General features: G+C 44.7%; 22 protein-coding genes. 3 read left to right on the top strand and 19 right to left on the bottom strand.

Going from position 1 to position 19434, the window contains the following annotated elements; translation table 11 throughout:
• Positions 1-103: 103 nt before the first annotated feature.
• Together DOE51_RS04075 and DOE51_RS04070 are read right to left on the bottom strand one after the other, a co-directional pair.
• Positions 104-928 (bottom strand): hypothetical protein, encoded by an 825-nt coding sequence (locus DOE51_RS04075; RefSeq protein WP_142695304.1) that lies wholly within the window; start codon positions 926-928, stop codon positions 104-106.
• The gene (locus tag DOE51_RS04070; protein WP_142695303.1) at positions 929-1627 is read right to left on the bottom strand and encodes a hypothetical protein; all 699 of its coding nucleotides are present in this window, start codon (positions 1625-1627) and stop codon (positions 929-931) included.
• A gap of 245 nt (positions 1628-1872) precedes the next feature.
• Between DOE51_RS04070 and DOE51_RS19130 the strand changes: the two genes are divergently transcribed.
• Positions 1873-2025, top strand: a complete 153-nt coding sequence (locus tag DOE51_RS19130; RefSeq protein WP_168196387.1) for a hypothetical protein — start codon at positions 1873-1875, stop codon at positions 2023-2025.
• A 36-nt stretch (positions 2026-2061) separates the two neighbouring features.
• Complete coding sequence (locus DOE51_RS04065; RefSeq protein ID WP_142695302.1) at positions 2062-2871, top strand: helix-turn-helix transcriptional regulator; 810 nt, start codon at positions 2062-2064, stop codon at positions 2869-2871.
• Positions 2872-3162: 291 nt separating this feature from the next.
• On the opposite strand, the gene lepB (DOE51_RS04060) is transcribed toward DOE51_RS04065, so the two are convergent.
• The 7 genes from lepB (DOE51_RS04060) to DOE51_RS04030 all read right to left on the bottom strand — a co-directional run bounded on the left by lepB (DOE51_RS04060) (position 3163) and on the right by DOE51_RS04030 (position 9524).
• Positions 3163-3879 carry a signal peptidase I gene (lepB, locus tag DOE51_RS04060; RefSeq protein WP_142695301.1) on the bottom strand — a complete coding sequence of 239 codons (717 nt, stop codon included), beginning with the start codon at positions 3877-3879 and terminating at the stop codon, positions 3163-3165.
• Between the two features lie 4 nt (positions 3880-3883).
• Entirely contained in the window at positions 3884-4675 is a 792-nt protein-coding gene (gene lepB / locus DOE51_RS04055; protein ID WP_142695300.1) for a signal peptidase I, read from the bottom strand.
• Positions 4676-4679: 4 nt separating this feature from the next.
• Entirely contained in the window at positions 4680-6479 is a 1800-nt protein-coding gene (gene lepA / locus DOE51_RS04050; RefSeq protein ID WP_142695299.1) for a translation elongation factor 4, read from the bottom strand.
• 81 nt (positions 6480-6560) lie between these two features.
• The gene (gene metK / locus DOE51_RS04045; RefSeq protein WP_142695298.1) at positions 6561-7724 is read right to left on the bottom strand and encodes a methionine adenosyltransferase; all 1164 of its coding nucleotides are present in this window, start codon (positions 7722-7724) and stop codon (positions 6561-6563) included.
• Positions 7725-7809: 85 nt separating this feature from the next.
• A complete protein-coding gene (locus DOE51_RS04040; RefSeq protein WP_142695297.1) occupies positions 7810-8436 on the bottom strand; it encodes a hypothetical protein in 627 nt (208 codons plus the stop codon).
• A gap of 72 nt (positions 8437-8508) precedes the next feature.
• Positions 8509-8859, bottom strand: a complete 351-nt coding sequence (gene hpf / locus DOE51_RS04035) for a ribosome hibernation-promoting factor, HPF/YfiA family (protein WP_142695296.1) — start codon at positions 8857-8859, stop codon at positions 8509-8511.
• A 134-nt stretch (positions 8860-8993) separates the two neighbouring features.
• Complete coding sequence (locus DOE51_RS04030; RefSeq protein ID WP_142695295.1) at positions 8994-9524, bottom strand: hypothetical protein; 531 nt, start codon at positions 9522-9524, stop codon at positions 8994-8996.
• Positions 9525-9627: 103 nt separating this feature from the next.
• Between DOE51_RS04030 and DOE51_RS04025 the strand changes: the two genes are divergently transcribed.
• A complete protein-coding gene (locus DOE51_RS04025) occupies positions 9628-10737 on the top strand; it encodes a hypothetical protein (RefSeq protein WP_142695294.1) in 1110 nt (369 codons plus the stop codon).
• Between the two features lie 34 nt (positions 10738-10771).
• Here DOE51_RS04025 and DOE51_RS04020 read toward each other — a convergent pair whose 3' ends face one another.
• The 10 genes from DOE51_RS04020 to DOE51_RS03975 all read right to left on the bottom strand — a co-directional run bounded on the left by DOE51_RS04020 (position 10772) and on the right by DOE51_RS03975 (position 19427).
• Complete coding sequence (locus DOE51_RS04020) at positions 10772-11317, bottom strand: 5'-nucleosidase (protein ID WP_210415588.1); 546 nt, start codon at positions 11315-11317, stop codon at positions 10772-10774.
• 16 nt (positions 11318-11333) lie between these two features.
• On the bottom strand, positions 11334-11831 hold the full coding sequence (locus DOE51_RS04015; protein ID WP_142695293.1) for an adenine phosphoribosyltransferase: 498 nt from the start codon (positions 11829-11831) through the stop codon (positions 11334-11336).
• A gap of 89 nt (positions 11832-11920) precedes the next feature.
• Positions 11921-13360: an RNA polymerase factor sigma-54 gene (rpoN, locus tag DOE51_RS04010; RefSeq protein WP_142695292.1), complete on the bottom strand. Its 1440-nt coding sequence runs from the start codon at positions 13358-13360 to the stop codon at positions 11921-11923.
• A 53-nt stretch (positions 13361-13413) separates the two neighbouring features.
• The gene (gene lptB, locus DOE51_RS04005) at positions 13414-14136 is read right to left on the bottom strand and encodes an LPS export ABC transporter ATP-binding protein (RefSeq protein ID WP_142695291.1); all 723 of its coding nucleotides are present in this window, start codon (positions 14134-14136) and stop codon (positions 13414-13416) included.
• Positions 14133-15140 (bottom strand): LPS export ABC transporter periplasmic protein LptC, encoded by a 1008-nt coding sequence (gene lptC, locus DOE51_RS04000; RefSeq protein WP_142695290.1) that lies wholly within the window; start codon positions 15138-15140, stop codon positions 14133-14135. The genes lptB and lptC overlap by 4 nt, the downstream gene beginning before the upstream one ends.
• Before the next feature lie 56 nt (positions 15141-15196).
• Positions 15197-15796, bottom strand: a complete 600-nt coding sequence (locus DOE51_RS03995; protein WP_142695289.1) for a biopolymer transporter ExbD — start codon at positions 15794-15796, stop codon at positions 15197-15199.
• Positions 15796-16272 carry a biopolymer transporter ExbD gene (locus tag DOE51_RS03990; RefSeq protein WP_142695288.1) on the bottom strand — a complete coding sequence of 159 codons (477 nt, stop codon included), beginning with the start codon at positions 16270-16272 and terminating at the stop codon, positions 15796-15798. The genes DOE51_RS03995 and DOE51_RS03990 overlap by 1 nt, the downstream gene beginning before the upstream one ends.
• Before the next feature lie 22 nt (positions 16273-16294).
• Complete coding sequence (locus DOE51_RS03985; protein ID WP_142695287.1) at positions 16295-16960, bottom strand: MotA/TolQ/ExbB proton channel family protein; 666 nt, start codon at positions 16958-16960, stop codon at positions 16295-16297.
• Between the two features lie 32 nt (positions 16961-16992).
• Positions 16993-19098, bottom strand: coding sequence for an AgmX/PglI C-terminal domain-containing protein (locus DOE51_RS03980; protein WP_142695286.1), 2106 nt, complete (start codon positions 19096-19098; stop codon positions 16993-16995).
• Positions 19095-19427, bottom strand: a complete 333-nt coding sequence (locus tag DOE51_RS03975; protein ID WP_142695285.1) for a hypothetical protein — start codon at positions 19425-19427, stop codon at positions 19095-19097. The genes DOE51_RS03980 and DOE51_RS03975 overlap by 4 nt, the downstream gene beginning before the upstream one ends.
• Positions 19428-19434: the final 7 nt, after the last annotated feature.

Below are 19434 nucleotides of genomic sequence, written 5' to 3'. Positions count from 1 at the left end.
AATCTTAACTAAATTTTTATCAAGTAGACCAGAGAATCTTTGCGGTAAAGACACTGGTCCATAAGGTCTAGGTGGGACATCAAACGTGAGGATTCTAAAGATATCAATAAATCGTATTTACCAGATTCATCATGTTGTGAATTTGATTGGCGTTAGCTTTATAAAGAAGGCCCATAAAGCTGTCTTTAATATAGTACTCGACCGGCTGCCCGTTTGCATCGTAAGTCGCCCCGTAAATCAGCATCGAATGCGTGTCCGTTGCATAAGCTGAGGGAATTCCTTTTTGCAGATTCGTCTTAATCAAAGACACGATTTGCTCTAACGGCAGATAAAGAGCTGTTTTTCCAACTGGTGCGCCCACATCGGGATTTTGTCCAAGGCCTTGTTCACCATGACGAGCGACCGCAATATCAGTCCAACGATCTTGTCCTAAAATTTCTTGCGCGAATTCAACCGGAGTCAGCTCGCGCCCCTGCCACTGCACTTTTTCAGGAAGTGGCGCAAACATCGGTTGCACCGCCGCCAAAAATTCCACGGAGTTCGTAAGCGGACGAAGATGATCGTATTTTCTTTTCTTCGCATCCGGATAAGCATCAAACGGAGCCGCACCAAATGTTCTGATTAATTCCAGAGCTTCACCAAAGTACCCATCTTCCGGATCTTTATGTAGAGGTGCCACTGGGTTTTCTTGAGCCTTCAATAAAAAGTGACCGTATTGCAAAATCCCGCGTGAAAGTTCAAATTTTTCACCGGGATGTTGAACCATGTAACGAGTTTCCAAAGCACTCATCATCGCGTAATCCCAACACAGGCCGGTAGAGCCCTGATCGAAATTACGACTGATAGGCAATACCAAAGTTTCAGCTTGCACGACGTGCGCAAAACTCAACAGCAACAATGTAGTTACAAGAAACTTTGGCAATTTCATTTATCTTTTCGTAAGTTCTGGATTGTTTTGTAAATAGAGCTGTACAGCGTGCGCACGCATTGCAAAAGCACTGTCACAGAATTCTTTTTCACGTAGGGAATAACAATCTTTTCTAATTGAATCGAGTGCTGGAATCACTGCCGAAAAATCGCGAACACCCGCTTGGTACATGAGCTCAACCCCGAAGCAGTCCGTTTCAGAATGCCAGCGATTGTAGTTGTCGACGTTACCATCTAAAGAAACCATTTTATGCGGTGTTAGTTTATTTGGATCTTGCGCCTGCCAAATTCCTTGCACCATGTGACCCATCTCGTGCGCCATCGTGAACAGGTGTGCGTATTCTGCGTTATCTAGTTTATTCAGCTCTGCAATCGTATCAGGATAAATACGGATAAGGGGCGTATAGCCTTTTTCAAAACTGATCGAAGCGCCAACAACGAAGTCGTAACCAAGGTCGAACATCTGTTTTTTGAAAACGGTTTTTTCCAAAAGTTTGATCGCCGCAAGATCAATGCGCAAATCCGATGTTTCTTGCTTTGCACGCGATTTGATTTTGTATGGTGTACTTTGCACCGTCTTCTGCGCCAAAGCGATAGCCTGTTGAACTATTGGACGCTGACACACTAAAACAGACGGTTCCTCTGCAGAAGCAGTAACAGCCACAAATAAAATAGAAATGAAAGCTATGATCTTTTCCATACTTAACCAAGCTCCAAAGCGTGTGCCACACAAGGTGTCTTATTCTGAAACGCGGGACTTGGCCTGCCATTGGCCACCCCAGTAAGGGATCATAATTAGATACTAAATGCATATATTAAGACCATATTTGCAAAAAGAGATCGTTTTTTGATACCCTAAAAACACCCATTGAGAGCCCTTGCGATCTCAGGCAGTTTAGGGAAAACAAGGCATGCACGGACAAGCCTGAAACAAAGGGGTTTACGATGAAACAAGTATTTAAAATCTTCGCAAAGGTTACTTACACATTGATGAACGCACGACTTGGGAACTTCAAAAGCCAAAGCTTCCACTCACTTCACCCAATGGGCCGCGGAAGCATCCAAGTTGTTGAACTTTACGATTACTCTGCCCGCTAAGCACGCCGACTTTTGTATCTAAAAAAGGAACTGAACATGAACGACTTCAAAATTCAGCAAATCAAAGCCGCACTAAAAGATCTTTTGAAACAAAAGAAGATGACTTACGAAAACGTGGCAGAGGAATTGGAATGTTCCGTTCCAACCGTGAAACGCATCTTGGGCGACGAAGAATTAACTCTGTCACGCTTGCTGCAGTTCTGCGAAATTTTAGACGTCAATCTGACTGACCTCGAAACGATGACTAAAATGACGACTGAAAAGGCCGAAAAATTCACAGAGGCGCAAGAACAATTCTTAGCAAAGAATAAGGGCTTTCTGTCTTACTTCATTAAGCTGTATGAAAACACGCCGGAGCAAATTGCAGAGAAGTACAAATTAAACCAACGCTCCACAGATAAATACCTGATGGGTTTAGAAAAGCACGGCTTGATCAAGGTGAACGCAAAACAAAAAGTGAAACCTGCGTTCAAATCAATTCCACCCATGGGTGCTGGCATGCTTGCGAAGTCATACTATGAAAACTTCATCAAATCGGGCGCCGACTTCTTCATACAAAATATCTCAGAAGGTTTGTATTCAGCCGCTGACCTAAAAAAACGTGGTATTCGCAAAGGCTGGTCGATGAATTCCGTGCGAGTCACTGAAGCAACCTACAATGCTTTCATTAAAGAACAAGAAGCGGCTTTCGAGGCTTTTGCGAAATTAGGAAGTTATGAAGAAAAAACTCAGCCGCAAGAAAAGTTAAAAACCGCGTTGGTTTTACAAGCCTTCACAATCGAAGAAAACGACTACAAAGGATTCGAAATCCTGGAACGTTCACTAGGTGACATCACAAACATCTAAAAAACAATCACGACGTCGCCAACCAAAACAGCGTTAGCGACGATAAAATCAGTTACATCATACTTTCAAAATCTCGCTAAAATTAAGAATAAAAATTTCTTCGAGGCAAATTCGCTGAGGCTTTAGAATTTTGCCTTTGCGTATGAGGCCTTCGTCGGCGCCACGATGGCGCGAACCGCAGCAAAGCTGCGGCGACGATTGAGCCCGGAAGGTGTGCCGAAGAAGCTAAGGCAAAATTCCAAAGCCTCAGCGAATCCCCGCATTCCGATGAACTCATTTTTATTTTAAGTTTTAGCGCAGAACTTTGAAGAAACGGTCCCAGCGTAGTTGCGAGGGATCGCAAACGAAGGTCATCGTTGGCAGAGTCGATTCGCATGAAAGCCAAATCAGCCAAGCTTTACCGACGATGTAATCGTTCTTAACAAAACCCCAATAACGAGAGTCAGAAGATTGATCGCGGTTATCGCCCATGAAGAAGTAATGACCTTCTGGAACTTTATAGGTTTTCGGATCAACACCATCCACCACTTCCGGAGTCATGAAGCGCACCACGTGTTGTGAAGGTCCTCCGTCAAGGGCCTCATTATAATAAGCAAAACCATTCTCCCCGCCTGGAAAAGACAACGGAGCCAGATTCCACTTTTTACCATTCACCGAGATGTGACCGTCTTGCACGACAACTTCATCACCAGGAATACCGATCAAACGTTTGATGTAATAGACTTCAGGATTTTCAGGGTATTTGAAAACTACGATTTCACCGCGTTCTGGTTTGTGCCACTGGAAAATCCATTTATCGCTAAATGGGAAGTGCACACCAAACGCAAATTTTTCTACCAAGATGTGATCATGAACCAACAGATTCGGGATCATACTGCCGGAAGGAATAACGAAGGGTTCAAATAAAGCCCAGCGGACTCCCAACACCAAAAGAATAGGAAAAAGGAACGTTAGAATCGCCTGATTCCACGTTCCCTTTAAATTTTTTGGTTTATTTTCCGAAGTCATCTATTTAGTTTACTGAATGGAAGAAGCGGCCCCAACGAATTGTCGTTGGATTACACAAGAATGGAAGGGCTGGAACAGTCTCTTCACAAGACAACCATACGAACATCGCACGGCCCAAAATATTCTGCTTCGGCAAGAAACCCCACACGCGGCTGTCCGAAGAGTTCATGCGGTTATCACCCATCACAAACAAATGATCTTCAGGAACAGTCACAGGTCCGAAAGTTTCGTAAACATCACCTTTACGAAGAAGAATCGCATGGTCTTTACCTTTTGATTCGCCTTTGCCAGGAGGAAGAGCTTCAGTGAACTCAACATAGTTGTTCTTCGCATCGTTGATGTTGCCATCACGAGTGAAGTCCGCATCACGCAACCATTCGAAGTCCTCTAGATTTGCAGGAACTTTCTTTTCGACTGGTTTGTCGTTTACGTACAATGTGCCGTTTTCATAATAAATTTTATCGCCTGGTTCACCCACGATACGTTTGATGAAGAACGTGCTCATATCTTTTGGATATTTGAACACGATCACTTCGCCACGTTTTGGTTCGTTGAATTTAACCAACCAGCTTTCAGAGAATGGAACGCGGAAACCGTAAGTCAATTTGTTCACGAAGATATGATCGTGAATCAAAAGCGACGGAAGCATCGAGCCTGATGGAATAACGTAAGCCTCAATGAAACCCCAGCGAATGAACAATGCAATGAACACAGCAAGGAATAAAGATCCCCAACCTTCAGTCCAAAAATGTTTCGTGCGCCAGTCCCAAGGAGCCGGTTTTTGCTGATTCGACATGATGTTAGTCCTCTACTTTCAAGATCGCTAAGAATGCTTCCTGAGGAACGTCGACCGAGCCGACCGCCTTCATGCGCTTCTTACCTTCTTTTTGTTTCTCCAAAAGTTTACGCTTACGAGAGATGTCACCACCATAACATTTGGCAGTAACGTCTTTTCTGATCGCCCCTTGAGTTTCACGAGCGATAATTTTCGAACCGATAGCCGCTTGGATATTGATCTGGAATTGTTGACGAGGGATGAGTTCTTTCATTTTCTCTGTCAACTTACGACCGCGAGTCACAGCTTTAGATCTGTGAACGATCAACGACAAGGCATCGATCGGTTCGCTATTGATCAAGATATCCAACTTCACAAGGTCTGATTCTTCGAAGCCGATGAATTCATATTCCAAAGATGCGTAACCTTTAGAGATAGATTTCAAACGGTCATAGAAATCCATAACCATTTCATTCATCGGAAGTTTGTATTCGATGATCACTTTCTTTTCGTTCACATACTCCATCTTAAGCTGAGCACCACGCTTGTCTTCACAAAGCTTCAAGATGCCGCCGATATATTCAGTCGGAGTATGCAAAGTCACCTTTACGTAAGGTTCTTCGAATTTAGCAATTTTAGATTCATCCGGCATGCCTGATGGATTTTCCAACATCATGACCGTGCCGTCTGTTTGCGTGATTTGATAAACAACCGTTGGAGCCGTCGTGATCAAATCAAGATTGAACTCACGCTCCAAACGCTCTTGAACGATCTCCATGTGAAGAAGACCCAAGAAACCGCAACGGTAACCGAAACCAAGTGCTGCCGATTTTTCAACTTCGAACGACAATGACGAGTCATTCAAACAAAGTTTATCCAAAGCATCTTTCAAACTTTCGTATTCAGATGCAACGACCGGGAAGATACCGGCGAAAACCATTGGCTTAATACGTTGGAAACCTGCCAAAGGTTCTGGTGCTGGATGTTTTGCGCCAGTGACAGTATCACCGACTTTAACGTCACGAATATCTTTGATACCGCAGATGATGAAACCCACCTCGCCTGCTTCAAGAGTGTCTTGCATTGCAGGGAATGGTTTGTATTTACCCATGCGCAGAACTTCGTAATCACGATCTGTCGCCATGAATTTAATTTTGTCGCCACGTTTGATTGTACCATCAACCATACGCACAAGAACGACAACGCCTTGATAAGCATCGAACCACGAGTCGAAAATAAGACCACGCGGAGTCAATGTGCGATCCGCTTTTGGTGGCGGAACTTTTTCAACGATCGCTTCCAAGATATCAGTGATACCGATTTTTTCCTTGGCCGACGCGTGAATGATACCAGTTGTATCCAAACCCACAGTGTCTTCGATTTGTCTTGCAACACCTTCTGGATCTGCAGAAGGAAGATCGATCTTGTTCAGAACAGGAATGATCTCAAGATTATTTTCCATCGCAAGATATACGTTCGCCAAAGTTTGCGCTTCTACACCTTGAGCGGCATCGACAACCAAGATCGCGCCTTCACAAGCAGCGAGTGAACGAGAAACTTCGTACGAGAAATCCACGTGCCCCGGTGTATCGATCAAATTGATTTGATAGTCGTTGCCATCTTTCGATTTGAAATCAAGACATACAGTTTGAGCTTTGATAGTGATCCCACGCTCACGCTCAAGTTCCATGTTATCTAAGAATTGCTCTTTCTTTTCACGATCAGAAAGAGAACCCGTTACAGAAAGAAGACCATCCGCCAAAGTAGATTTACCGTGGTCGATGTGAGCGATAATTGCGAAGTTACGTATAAACTTAGGATCCATTTGCGCCATTATATAAAAGAAGCGCCGAGTTGCTAGAGACAACTCGGCGCACATTGATAAAAAACTTTAAAATTCGAGAACTTAAGCTAGGCCCTTAACAGCGGCTTTTAGCTCCTCAACTTTATTCAAACGTTCCCATGTGAACGTCTCTTCCGTGCGACCGAAGTGGCCGTACGCTGCAGTTGGTGAGTAGATTGGTCTCAAAAGATCCAAATCCTTAGTGATTCTAGCTGGTCTCAAGTCAAATACCTTGCGAACCGCTTGTTCTAGAACCTCTGAACCCACTTTGCTTGTACCGAAGTCATTGATAGAGATGCTTACTGGTTCAGCAACACCGATAGCATAGGCTACTTGCAACAAGCAGCGATCTGCCAAACCCGCACCCACGATGTTTTTCGCGATGTGACGAGCTGCGTAAGCCGCAGAACGGTCTACTTTTGAAGGATCTTTACCAGAGAATGCGCCACCACCGTGGGCACCGTGACCACCGTAAGTGTCTACGATGATTTTACGGCCTGTTAAACCCGCATCGCCCATTGGACCACCCGTTACGAAACGGCCTGTTGGGTTGATGTAGAATTTTGTCTTCGCATCGATCCACTGAGCAGGGATTGATTTTTTGATCAACTCTTCAGTGATGAATTCTTTGATTGTCGCGTTTGAAACATTATCAGCGTGTTGAGTCGAAATAACGATCGCGTCGATACGTTTTGCAACGCCATCAACGTACTGAACAGTCACTTGTGATTTTGCGTCTGGGCGCAACCAATCAACTTTGTTCGCTTTACGAAGAGCAGACAAGTCTTTCACAAGTTTGTGTGACATAGAGATTGATAGAGGCATCAACTCTGGAGTTTCGTTAACTGCGTAACCGAACATCAAACCTTGGTCACCAGCGCCTTGGTCGTCAGAAAGAGTTTCTTTCACGCCCACTGCGATGTCTGGAGATTGTTGACCAACGGCTACAGTCACAGCACAAGTTTTGTAGTCGAAACCTTTATCTGAATGGTCGTAACCAATGCGTTTTACAACGTCACGAGCGATTTCAGAGAAATTGATTTTAGCAGAAGTAGAAATCTCACCCGCTACAACGATCAAACCAGTCGTCAATAAAGTCTCACAAGCAACACGGCCTTTTGGGTCTTGTGCTAGGATTGCATCCAAAACTCCGTCGGAGATTTGGTCTGCCATTTTATCCGGATGTCCTTCAGAAACAGATTCACTCGTAAAAAGATAGTTTTTCACTTCTTTTAGTCCTCTATGCAGGAAAGATTGTTAAGAGCTTGCGCCCTATAGTCTATTAAGAACTCGCAACCTATCAAACTCGCATTTAGGGGTCAACCGGTGACTTGGCTTGGAATCTGTTGTTGTAGAAGAAATAGCCTAGCTCAATAAAGAACAGCGTAAAGCCGCCAACAAGAATAATAAGTCCTAGAGCAATCATGAACTGCACGGTGGCTCTTCCCGACTCCAGAAGCTGATCTGGGGGTATCAAATTGGCCTGTTGTAGATAAAACATCACAACTACGGCGCTAGCCGAAATCATCGTCCACAGAATAGCGTGAGCTTTGCTTGTGAGGATTCCCACGATTAGTGGTAAGACCGCGACCCAAATCAATGTCGGAGAGTAAAAACCACCCGTTCGGTAGGCAAAAGTTGTTTGGAACACAAAGCCGGTTGCAACCACGTTATAGGCCGCAAGCGGCATCGAACGAGTCCAACGATAGATCAGCGGTGAAAACACGTGAAGCACAGAGCAGACGAAGCCAATATAGCCTTCTGTAGAACCCGCGACAAAGAATGAAGCGATGAAGACGTACATCCACATCACCAAAGCCGTTACGAAATTGATCGTTAATAGCAGACGGAATTTATAATTTAAAATTTCTTCGTTTTCCAAAACTGACGAACTGAAGAGCCAATTTCCGGGAACGTCCTGATGCCTTACATTTGTCATAAAGGCATTAATAACAAAAGGTGGTCAAAAGACCACCTTTTATTTCTGACACCAAATAAGTTTAAAAAAATTCTACGCGGCTTTTCTGAAACGAATTGCTGTCTCCAGTCGGCCTTCGCGAGAAAGCTCTGGCTTCTTGTGATCTTTATGCAACTTCGTATTTTTCAAAAATTGCTTCTCGAGTTTTTCAACGACTGAGTCCACTGCTGCGTACACATCTACGCTGAACCCAGAAGCTTTAAAATATTTCTCGCGCGTGTTCACAGAAACTTCCACGCAGAACTCATTTTTCGTTTTGCTGAAGTAAACGTTGCCGTAACCCTCTTTAAGCAAGAATTTCCCGATCTCTTCCATTCTTTCTGCCGTGTAAGTCTCTAGAGAATCCGAGTGATCGAGGTGCTTAAAAGTGTAGTTGAGTTTCATGTTTTTTCTCCTTCAGCCCCTTTCAAGGCCTTTTGTTCTATTGCTCTTATCGGTCCAGCTCGACCAAAGATGAGCCTTATTTTGAGATTCAGTTCGATTTATTTCCGGTTAGTGTTTTTCTCATTTTTTTTAGTTTATTTCGTCTCTTTGAGATTCAATGCTTCCAGCGCACGCTCCGACGCCGGTTGACGGCTGTCACGAGACTCTTTGCAATTGTTATAAATCCACTCTTCGTAAGATTTATTTGTATAGAGGCTGACCACTTTCATGTCTTGATACGCATCAAAACAGCGCCCCTGCGAACTTGCATAAAGAGAATCAAACAGGGAATCCCGCACGGCCGCGGGATACGCCTGATAATCCCACTCGTTCACCTTGGTTTTTCTGCCCTGATTTTTTTTGATCTTGTATTGAGCCATACGACGAATGATTTGCACTTGTTCGTACTCTTTAGAAGTGGACGGAAAATTTTCCGTCAGATCCAATGCTCCTTGATAGTTGCGCATCAGAAAATAAAAATGCGCTTTTTCACGCAACGCCTGCGCTTCGTTCTGAGCAATCTGGGGGGCGGCTTTAGGTTTTCTTCCGAAGGGATTTTGACTGTATCCGATGGCAAGGCCACCAACGGCAATCAGACATAAGAAAACAGTTCGTACAGACATCATAGGAAACTTATCGGCCCCACTAGACTAAAGATAAGGTGTTTGTTTGCATTCTCTTTTTGAGACTGAAACTTAAATTTTTTCGTAAAATTCCGATACATATGACATGAAATACTTGGTCGTTTCTGCCCTTATTTTAATGACTTCTCTGACTTCAATCGCCAAACCATTGGATGCCATCAAAGAGCACAGCTTCGAAAACGTGCGCGAGCTTTATAGCAAGTTTTCGGATGCGGCGATTGTTGGAGCAAGTTTTTCTGCCAGCGACTTAGCGTCGTTGAAGCGTGCAGGTTATGAAGTTTCGGGTTTTACAACACCGACTCTTGCGAAGGTTTCAACGACGGAACAGACCATGGAGTTCTCAATCAACTCACGCAAGTATTCGATCGAATTTAAAGAAAACGGCTCTGCACACGTAAATGGCTTGTTAGTTGACGTGACTCCCTATCGCGACCCGGTTGAGCGTATTAAATACGTTGAGCGTGCTTTGCGTGGTCGCGCTTCATTGTGGTCTTTCATTGTGAATTCGGCTTACGCCGCGACAGAAGGCAGCCCAACGTTTTTAGTGGAACGCTTATTGGAAAAATGGAATCAAGAATCAAAAAAATGGGTGGGTTCGCGTCTGTACGATACCTATGTTAAAAAGGACGGCGTTGCCGAACTTGATAAGACGAGTATCGCAACCATGAAGCAATTGTTTTCAGCTAAAGACTTAGTCGGCATTGAAGTAAAGTGCCAAGGTTCCGCTGGCGATGTTTCAACCGATTCTGTGCAAGAAGGTGGCGCAAGCTATCTTTGTAATGCTGAAGAAAGTGCCCGTGTGAATGCGGCTCTTTATCCACGTGTCGTGAAGCTTTATCATGAAGATGGCAGCGTCACTGAAATCATTGCGGGCGTTAAACATCCCTCTGCGATTTGTACGGCACTATCTGCTGGTAATATGCCGGCCGCGGGTGTGGTTGTGAAAATCAAAAATGGCAAAGTCAGTTCTGAAACGGCTTATTCATTCCCGAAAGATAAAGCCGACCAAATGCAGGAAAAAGCTGTACTTCCTGAAGAGCGTGCTATTGCTGCCGCTTACAAATGTTGTGACAACGATCAAAAGACAAACTGTTTTGATAAAATGGTGCAAGCTGCGGAAAAATCGAAGCTCGCCCCGAAAGGCACTGCCAGCGAAACTTTGCGTGGCAGCGGAAATGGCAGCGGCGTTCGCTAACACCAAGCTTAAACTCCGACTGTGTCGGAGTTCTTTATGCCTCGACCATCTTTTTAAAATACTCTAACAATTTTTGTGAGCCCGGGATTAAATTCGCCGCCCAATCGTTGTGCGCATTGTGATCCGCACCGTCTGTGATGTACTTCAACGAAATCAATTGCACGCCCATCTTGCGGCACACTTTGGCAATCGCGTAACCTTCCATATCAACAAGATCCGAAGGAAGTTTCGGTGTTCCCGTTTCGAAATTATCACCCGTGCTGCACACACCTTGTGGCAATTCTGGGAAATACGGGATCAGGTTGATGGCACCAGGAATCGGATCAAACGGCGTCTCTCCCACTTTGAATCCCAGAGGCGAAATGTCCATATCGCGCTGAACGAATGAAGACACCTCAATCAATTCATGCGTTTTAAATTTACTACTGCCCGCAGTGCCTAAGTTAATAATCACTTTGCATTGAGTTTTTTGAATCACATCCATCGCTGTCATCGCGGCATTCACTTTACCAATGCCCGTGTAAACAACAGGAATGCCTTCTTTTTCAAAAAGACCTTGTGATTCATTTTGTAAGGCCATCAAAACGGCGACATCTTTAATATTGAACAAGGGACAAAACCTCTTTGTTATTAAATTTCATTTTGTTCAAGAACGTCAGATTTACAAGCACGCCCACAGCTTGCACGGTGTAACCAGCCAAATTACTTAAATCGATCGCCGCTTGCAAAGTTCCGCCTGTCGCTAATACATCGTCGACGATCATGATTTTACCATGACCCACAGGAAGTTCGATCTCTGCCGTGCCGTATTCTAAAGCGTAATGAATTCTTTTTGTTGGAGGAGGAAGTTTCCCCGCTTTGCGAATTGGCAGAAAACCTTTCTTGTGAGTCGCCGCCAAGTGCGACGCCAAAATAAAACCACGCGATTCGATGCCCGCAAAATAATCAATTTGCGTAAGATCGACATCTTTCACCAAATTTTGTGAAACAAAGTCCAAAGCTTTTGGATTTTGCAAAAGCGGAGTCATATCTCTGAAAAGAATGCCCTCTTTTGGGAAATTAGGTACGTCGCGAATCAGTGATTTTAAATCCATGCACAAAACTCCTCCCCACCTTTTAATTCATCTTTGCCGCGCGGGCAAAGGCATTTAAAGGGACAGGGCTGAGTTTTTGCTCGAATCGACTAGAAATACTTCTTACGTTGTGATGAAGGCAAGATCTTCAACATGTCACGGTACTTCGCCACAGTTCTGCGCGCGATTTGAATACCTTCGACTTTTAAAAGATCCACGATCTTCTGATCCGAAAGTGGATTTTTTGGATCTTCTTTCGCAACCAAATCTTTGATTTTGATTTTCACAGATTCACTTGCAAGCGAGTCCCCGTCTGAAGAGGCAATGCCCGAATTGAAGAAATATTTAAGCTCGTAGATACCTTGTGGAGTATGCACGTACTTCGCCGTCGTCACACGAGATACCGTTGATTCATGCATACCGATATCGTTAGCGATATCACGCAGAACCATTGGTTTTAGATGCTCAGAACCTTTTTCGAAAAACTCTCTTTGGTGTTTAACGATGGATTCTGCAACTTTATAGATCGTTCTTTGGCGTTGGTGGATGGATTTAATCAACCATACTGCGGAACGAAGTTTTTCCTGGATGTAGTCTTGAGTTTTATCGCCCGTCGACTTTCCACCCTTCAACATGTTTTTGTAGAAGTTAGAAATTTTCAAACGTGGCAAACCGTCTTCATTCAAAGAAACAACGTAATCGTCGCCGACTTTATAAACGTAAACGTCAGGTGTTACATAGTGAGTATCGCTACTTACGAATGCGCGACCTGGTTTCGGATCCATCGCATAAATGATTTTGCAAAGTTCTACGATGTCTTCAACGTCACGGCCCATCGCCTTAGCAATCGCCTCGTAGTTTTTCTTTTCAAGATCTTTTAAGTGATTGTTGATCAAGTTAACAAGATCGTGAGTGTCCTCTTGAAGATGTTTGGCTTGAACAAGCAAGCACTCTTTCAAATCACGAGCGCCCACACCTGGTGGATCGAATTCGTGAATCAAAGTCAGAGTGTCTTCCAAAAGACCCTGATCGATATTTTCTTCTTTAGCAATTTCATCAAGTGGAACTTTGATGTAACCGTCATCATCAATCGCACCGATCAAGGCATCAGCAGCACGCTCTTCTTCTTCAGAAAAGCCGTTCATTTTAACTTGCCAGTAAAGGTGATCGTGCAAAGTTTGAGAAGCCGTGATGACGTTCTCATAGTTCATGATCTCTTCAGAACCGGCCATGCCAGACTGCGGAGGTTTTTGATTCGCTTCAATGTAAGATTCCCACTCAAACTCATCTTGTTTTTGTGGATCTTGAGAATGCTGATCGTTGGCAGCTTCTCCCGATGATGGATCAACTTCAGCAGCAGCTTCTTTCGTGCGCTGAAGATCGTCTTCCTTCAACACTTCCGCTTCTTCAAGAATAGGATTTTCCTCAAGCTCTGAACGAACCGCTGATTCCAACTCCATACGCGACATTTGCAAAAGCTTGATTGCTTGTTGCAACTGCGGAGTGATGACCAGTGATTGGCTCAGGTTCATGGTCTGTCTAAGAGCCATTGAGTTCCCTTTCTTACTAACGCTACTACAGCGAAGGTCTTATGACCTCAAAGCTAAAGTTTAAAGTGTTCACCGAGATAGAATTTACGAGCTAACTCAGAATTAGCGATTTCATGAGAACTTCCGCTAACCTGGATCTTCCCGTCCTTCAGTATATAAGCATAATCGCAAATGCCTAAAGTCTCACGCACGTTATGATCCGTGATAAGAACTCCTATACCTTTGGCCTTAAGCTCGCGGATGATATTTTGAATATCGGCGACCGCAATTGGATCGATACCTGCGAACGGTTCATCCAGAAGAAGGAACTTCGGCGAACCCGCAAGAGCACGAGCGATCTCAACACGACGACGCTCACCACCCGATAGGGCGTAGCCGTAACTGTCGCGAATGTGGTCAACACGGAAATCGCCGATAAGCTGTTCAAGCTTTTCAGCGCGTTGAGCCCCACTGTAACCGTGAGCTTCCAAAGCGACCGTAATGTTTTCAGCGACCGTCAGTTTTCTAAAGATACTTGGTTCTTGCGCCAAGTAACTTAAGCCCACACGCGCGCGCTTATACATCGGTAGGTCTGTGATTTTTTCGTTATCTAAATCAATTTCGCCGGTATCCGGCTGGATGATACCAACAACCATGTAAAACGAAGTTGTCTTACCAGCACCGTTGGGTCCCAAAAGACCTACCACTTGGCCGGATTCCACAGAAAAAGAGGCGCCATCAACAACTTTACGCTTTTTGAAGGCTTTCGAGATTTCTTTGATGGTCAGTAAGCTCATCGCTTTTTGTTCTCCATTTTCGCTCGGACTTTCTCGATCTTAACCTTTTTTCCGCCGTCGAGAAAAACGATTTCTTCACCGCTCAGCTCGTCATTGTTTTGAATGATTTTGGGACGACCTTTAAAGACGTATTTATTCGCAAGAAGGTCTAGGTTCACATTCTCTGCCGTCGCAAATTTGTCGGCGTCACTCACTTTGACGCCACCTTTGACGGCGACAGAGCTTAGCATGGCGGCTCCACTGCTGTATAAAAACGATGCTTCGGGGCCCTCTAGACGCATATTATCGTAAGTCATGCGGACTTTACCCAAGAACTTGGCTTCACGGCTTTTTCCACTGAATTCCGCACCGTCAGCTGCCACTTCGAAGGATTTGCCTTCTTTCATCGGTTTTTTCGCAACGACGTTTTCTTTGATAAACATTTTCGAATCGTCAACCGTCACAAGCATGCGTCGACCTTTCAACAACATGCCTTCGCCCGTGGTATCTTTAGGGCCCTTCATCGTGACTTCTTCAGGGCTTTCAATTTGCCTTTTCACTGAAGAGTAATAAACCGAAGGAGTTTGAAAGCTATAACCATTTTCTGAACGCGTCGTTACATTTCCGATGATGCTTAAGTCTTTTGATTTTGCATCGATGGTCCCCGTGTCACCCGTTACCGTGAATTCTACTTTTTCTTTGTTGTAGAAAAGGACGCGCACTTCATGAAGCTTCCAGTTGCCAGCGTTCTGACTACCTTCTGCAGAAGTTGCAAACAATTCCCAGTCACGCAAACCTTGTTGGCTTTCAACTAAATGCACGCCACCCATGCGTTGTTCAGCAAGAGTTGACGATGGTTCCGGTTCTTTGCCGTTATTCAATTTCTTAAGGGCTTCTTGTTTTGCGATACGTTCACGAACGGCTTTGTCGTCTTCGTGTTCAAGTCTTGAAGGAAATACGATCAGAACCTCTACGAATAGAAAAATGAGCAGACCGATAAAGATGAGGTTCTTGATGTTTTTCATAATAAAAAAGGCACGGCTCCTTTACGCGATCCGTGCCTTGTTATACTAAACGATGATTAGTTCGATGTCGACTCTTGAGGTAGCTTAGTCACTGCGAAATTGATTTCTCCAGCGCCAGCCTCTGTGACAGTGTACAGAACTTTTTTAACAGTTAGGAAATCTACGCCTTTATCTGCTTGAATCGTAACTTTGCTCCATGCATTAGGATCTTCAGTTCCGTCTTGACCCTTTGTTGTTTCAACAACATCGCGGATTTTATTTTGCAATTTGCTTTCTTGCTCCGCTTTAGACTTAGCCAAGGCTTCTGTTAACTGTTCTTTCAATTTCGGAATGTTCCATTCTTCAGCACCCAAAGCTTTTACTTCGTCAAAAGTAGCAACTGGGTCCTTATCCAAAAGGATCTCTTTGTTTGAAATCGTCACCACGTGTGCGGGCTTTAGTTCGCGCACAGAGGCAGCTTTCGGCAAAGTGACTTCCTTTGGAATATAAAGAATTTCACCCGTCGTATTGTAGTTTTGCAAAAGGAAGATCACAAGAACCGTGAACATGTCCACCATCGCTGTCAAAGACAGGATCGCAGTCACACCACGTTTGCTTTTCTTTTTGCTTAAAATATTGTGGTAGCGGTGTCTTTCACCTGGTTTATAAATCGCCATTAGTTCGCCGCTCCTGTTGCTACGGAAATCGCTGAAAAGCCAGAGCTCAAAAGATTATCCATAGCTTTGATTAGCTGTTCATAAGGCATTGCATCTGCCACCGTCACAACTGCATCCACTTTTTCAGGATAAAGCTGTTTCACACGTTGCAATTGCGCGATCAAACCCGCGTCGTCAAATTGGCCGTTTTGCATTGGAAGACTGATCACTTGTTTCCCAACAGTTAAAACATAACCGATCTCTTTTACGTCAACCTTCAATACCACATCAGCCATTGGCGGCGGAGTTGGATTCGGTTGCGTATCAGATTTCTTTCCGTACAAGGAACTGCCAATCTGAATCATAGACACTTGAGTCCATACTGCAGTGATAAGCAAGAACGTGATGAGAACACTCATCAAGTCGATCACGGGCACGAGATTCAACTCGATATTCCGCTCTCTGCCTCCTGAACCACCACTATCTATGTGCGCCATACTCGCCTCTGTTCTCTAAAGCTTAGTCTCTGATTTTTTCGCGGTTAGCTACTACTAGATTCAAAAGAGTCATGCTTGTTTCAACAACTTCGTTTTCAGTTTTTTGAATGCGATGTTGGAACAAACCGTAAGCGATAATACAAGTAATCGCGACACCAAGACCGAAAGCAGTACAATTCAAGGCATGCGAGATACCTTTAGAAAGCTCTAGTGCTTTTGTTGCTGGGTCCGCGGCTGCAACCGCGCGGAATGAACCGATCATACCGATGATCGTACCAAGAAGACCGGCAAGAACCGCGATGTTACCGAATACGGCTAGGAAAGAAACCCAACCTTCAACTTTCGGCATTTCTCTCATGACTGCTGCATCCATTGCCACTTGAATTTCTTCGTCTGGGCGTTTGTTCATCGCTTGAACCAAACCTGCTTTCACAGTGTTCGTCAAAGGAGCTGGGCGCGCATCACAGAAGCTCACTGCTTGACGAAGATCGCCAGCAACAACCATACGGAAGATTTGATCTGTGAATTCTTTTTTATCTACTGAAAGGTTTTTCAGTTTCATCAATCTGTCGACGATCACGATAATCGCAAGAATAGCGATAACCGCTATGATGTACATGACGAAACCGCCCTCAGCGAACGCACGCTGGATGAAGTTCATGTTGTCTGCTGTTACTGTTGGGTTCATGGTATCTCCTTAAAACTTTCTATTCTTAAAAACTAATTCTGTTGATTGAAAACAAATGGGTACGCCTTCACCTCGGCCACAAGACCTGGAGGAGGCTCTGGGAACGTCCAACTTGCCAAACGATCGCGAATACAATTCTCAACCGTTGGATTGTTCAAAGACGAACTCTTCACGCTGACGTTACGAGCTTGTCCTTTTTCGATGATTTCCCATCCCAATACGATCTTACCTTCAAGCTTGCGACCTTTTTCCAAAGTATTAAGTGCTCTTTCGTAGCAGCTTTTTACTTCGTGAAGTTTCGCTTTAATCACGCGACGGATCGCTTCCTTATCGATTGTGGCATCGAATGATTCTTCCATACCGCCACCCGCGATTGCGACTGTCGATTTCGAACCGAAACCATCCGCAGCACCGTAAGCAGATTGACCTGACCCACGACCTTTTGTACCGATACCAGCGATACCTTGTGTCGCCGTACCTTTACCACCTGCGCCTGAGTCTTTAAATTTAGAACCCAAGTCATCGCCTGCACGGTTTTCATTGAAGCCCGAACTTCCGGAAGCTTTATCAGCCATACCAAGAACTTCGCCGGCGCCAGAGTAAGCTTTGTCGATATTCGCGCGACTGCCACCGCCACCAAAGGCACTGAACAATCCCACTTTCGAAAGATCTTTGTTCCCTGACTGTGCATTTGCACCAGCCGTCTCGCCCGTTTTCACTGCGCCACCTTGACGAGTCGAAGTGAATTTTTTCGTACGATCTTTTGCATTCGGTTTCGGAGCCACTTCATTGGCACGAGCCGCCACTTGCGCTTTCGCTGCTTGCGGAGCTTGTGGGCCTTTACGAGAAGCATCTTTGTTTTGATCCGCAACAACAACTTTCTTCTCTGGTGGAGGAGGAGTTGGCGTCGCCACTGGTGGTGGCGGTGCAGGCGGCTCTTTCGGCGCTGGAGGCGTCGGCGTCGGAGTTGGCGTAGGTGTCTTATTGAAAATAACCTGCGCAATTCTTTGCACGTCTTCCTGTTTATTTTCCTGCCAATCTTTTGGAATTGTCGCAGAAATATAAAGAGCCAACAACGCAACCATTACAATCGACATCACCAAGCCTGTTAACTCAGACCCTGACAACATCATCGGTGGAAGCATCGGTACGACTGGAGCAGACGGCACGTAGCGGATATACAATGACAAATATCCACCAGGCAAAGTCACGACCAGCATTTCATTTTGATCGACACGAACCGTGTATCCCTGGCCACCGCGCGAAGCTTTCCCCGCGCGAGTCAAATCTTCAACCGGTTGCAAACCTGCCGAAGAGACCATTTCAACATTCATGTCGCCAGAAGTATTAACTCGCAAACCTGCGCTCAAATCGATAATTGAAAAACCTTTTGGTGCTAAACCATCAGGAAGTGCAATAGAACGATCTTCACCTACGTTTACTTTTACAGGTTTGTTGCCTTTAAAGTGGTAAGTGTTAATGATGCGCTCTTTCCAAGCGACGATCACTTGTACAACATTGCCTTTTGTCGGCTTCAAATAAGTTTTCAAATCCTGCACTTCGCTTGGAGGTGCAAAAGTTTTTCTAGATTTCGTTTTCTTAAAGCTCACTTTTCCTGATTTAATCTCGGGACGAGCCGGAGAATTCGGAATAGCAGCTTTGTCTTCAATCTTCGGTGTTTCCGTTGGGATTGAAGGAGTCACCTTAATCTCTTCTGTTTTTACAACAGCAGCTGGCGGCATGTTAGGTTCTGCCTTGGCAACTGGTGCGACAGGAACAACAGATACTGGTGCTGGAGTCGGAGCTTCAGGAGTTGCACCCGGAGCCGCCTTCGGTTTTGGTACTCCAACGAAGAATGAAATTTTAAATGGACCGATTGTCAGCTCATCACCAGATGAAATGCTTTCATCAAGAACAGCGTTGCCGTTTTTGAAAGTACCTGATTGAGAACCCAGATCGCAGATATAGTAACCGCTATCACGACGTTCAATCATACAGTGAATTGGTGAAACCTGATCGGAATCAAGATCCACATTCACGTCAGCATTATGCCCGATCACGATTTGATCTTGATCGAACTGCTTAACACCTACGAGCTGATTGTTTTTGAAAATTCTAAATATTAATGGCGATCTCAATTACCACCCCGAACCCGCTGTACATCTTCTGCTGATCTTCTCATCTCGGGTAAAAAGTTTTCTCTAAGCTTAATCAAACGTTTGTAGTTGAAGTTCTTTTTCTGGAACAAATAAAAAAGTTCTGGCTTCTGCGTAGAACCTTCGACCAATTCGTCCTCGAAGTTCAACTGGGCACGACGCTCTTTGCGAACCGTGCTTGTCGTCGTTTTTGTACCAAGTGTTGTGCTGGTAGTTGTTTGAGTCAGCATGGGTTCATTTTGGGCAAAGCCAAACTCGCAGACAAAACTGACCGCTAACAAGACTCCCATGAACTTTAAACTTTGCAACATAGTCTCT

Source organism: Bdellovibrio sp. NC01 (assembly GCF_006874625.1).
Lineage (GTDB): Bacteria > Bdellovibrionota > Bdellovibrionia > Bdellovibrionales > Bdellovibrionaceae > Bdellovibrio.
This window is presented reverse-complemented; position numbering and strand designations above follow the sequence as displayed.

What these genes read in the sequence shown, in the direction of transcription:
- lepA (WP_142695299.1), bottom strand. Translation starts at nt 6,479, where the DNA reads ATGGATCCTAAGTTTATACGTAACTTCGCAATTATCGCTCACATCGAC.
- DOE51_RS04075 (WP_142695304.1), bottom strand. Translation starts at nt 928, where the DNA reads ATGAAATTGCCAAAGTTTCTTGTAACTACATTGTTGCTGTTGAGTTTT.
- DOE51_RS04015 (WP_142695293.1), bottom strand. Translation starts at nt 11,831, where the DNA reads ATGGATTTAAAATCACTGATTCGCGACGTACCTAATTTCCCAAAAGAG.
- lepB (WP_142695301.1), bottom strand. Translation starts at nt 3,879, where the DNA reads ATGACTTCGGAAAATAAACCAAAAAATTTAAAGGGAACGTGGAATCAG.
- DOE51_RS04025 (WP_142695294.1), top strand. Translation starts at nt 9,628, where the DNA reads ATGAAATACTTGGTCGTTTCTGCCCTTATTTTAATGACTTCTCTGACT.
- DOE51_RS03975 (WP_142695285.1), bottom strand. Translation starts at nt 19,427, where the DNA reads ATGTTGCAAAGTTTAAAGTTCATGGGAGTCTTGTTAGCGGTCAGTTTT.
- DOE51_RS04020 (WP_210415588.1), bottom strand. Translation starts at nt 11,317, where the DNA reads ATGGCCTTACAAAATGAATCACAAGGTCTTTTTGAAAAAGAAGGCATT.
- lptC (WP_142695290.1), bottom strand. Translation starts at nt 15,140, where the DNA reads ATGAAAAACATCAAGAACCTCATCTTTATCGGTCTGCTCATTTTTCTA.
- DOE51_RS04070 (WP_142695303.1), bottom strand. Translation starts at nt 1,627, where the DNA reads ATGGAAAAGATCATAGCTTTCATTTCTATTTTATTTGTGGCTGTTACT.
- DOE51_RS03995 (WP_142695289.1), bottom strand. Translation starts at nt 15,796, where the DNA reads ATGGCGATTTATAAACCAGGTGAAAGACACCGCTACCACAATATTTTA.
- DOE51_RS04030 (WP_142695295.1), bottom strand. Translation starts at nt 9,524, where the DNA reads ATGATGTCTGTACGAACTGTTTTCTTATGTCTGATTGCCGTTGGTGGC.
- DOE51_RS03990 (WP_142695288.1), bottom strand. Translation starts at nt 16,272, where the DNA reads ATGGCGCACATAGATAGTGGTGGTTCAGGAGGCAGAGAGCGGAATATC.
- DOE51_RS19130 (WP_168196387.1), top strand. Translation starts at nt 1,873, where the DNA reads ATGAAACAAGTATTTAAAATCTTCGCAAAGGTTACTTACACATTGATG.
- lptB (WP_142695291.1), bottom strand. Translation starts at nt 14,136, where the DNA reads ATGAGCTTACTGACCATCAAAGAAATCTCGAAAGCCTTCAAAAAGCGT.
- hpf (WP_142695296.1), bottom strand. Translation starts at nt 8,859, where the DNA reads ATGAAACTCAACTACACTTTTAAGCACCTCGATCACTCGGATTCTCTA.
- DOE51_RS04040 (WP_142695297.1), bottom strand. Translation starts at nt 8,436, where the DNA reads ATGACAAATGTAAGGCATCAGGACGTTCCCGGAAATTGGCTCTTCAGT.
- DOE51_RS03985 (WP_142695287.1), bottom strand. Translation starts at nt 16,960, where the DNA reads ATGAACCCAACAGTAACAGCAGACAACATGAACTTCATCCAGCGTGCG.
- rpoN (WP_142695292.1), bottom strand. Translation starts at nt 13,360, where the DNA reads ATGGCTCTTAGACAGACCATGAACCTGAGCCAATCACTGGTCATCACT.
- lepB (WP_142695300.1), bottom strand. Translation starts at nt 4,675, where the DNA reads ATGTCGAATCAGCAAAAACCGGCTCCTTGGGACTGGCGCACGAAACAT.
- DOE51_RS04065 (WP_142695302.1), top strand. Translation starts at nt 2,062, where the DNA reads ATGAACGACTTCAAAATTCAGCAAATCAAAGCCGCACTAAAAGATCTT.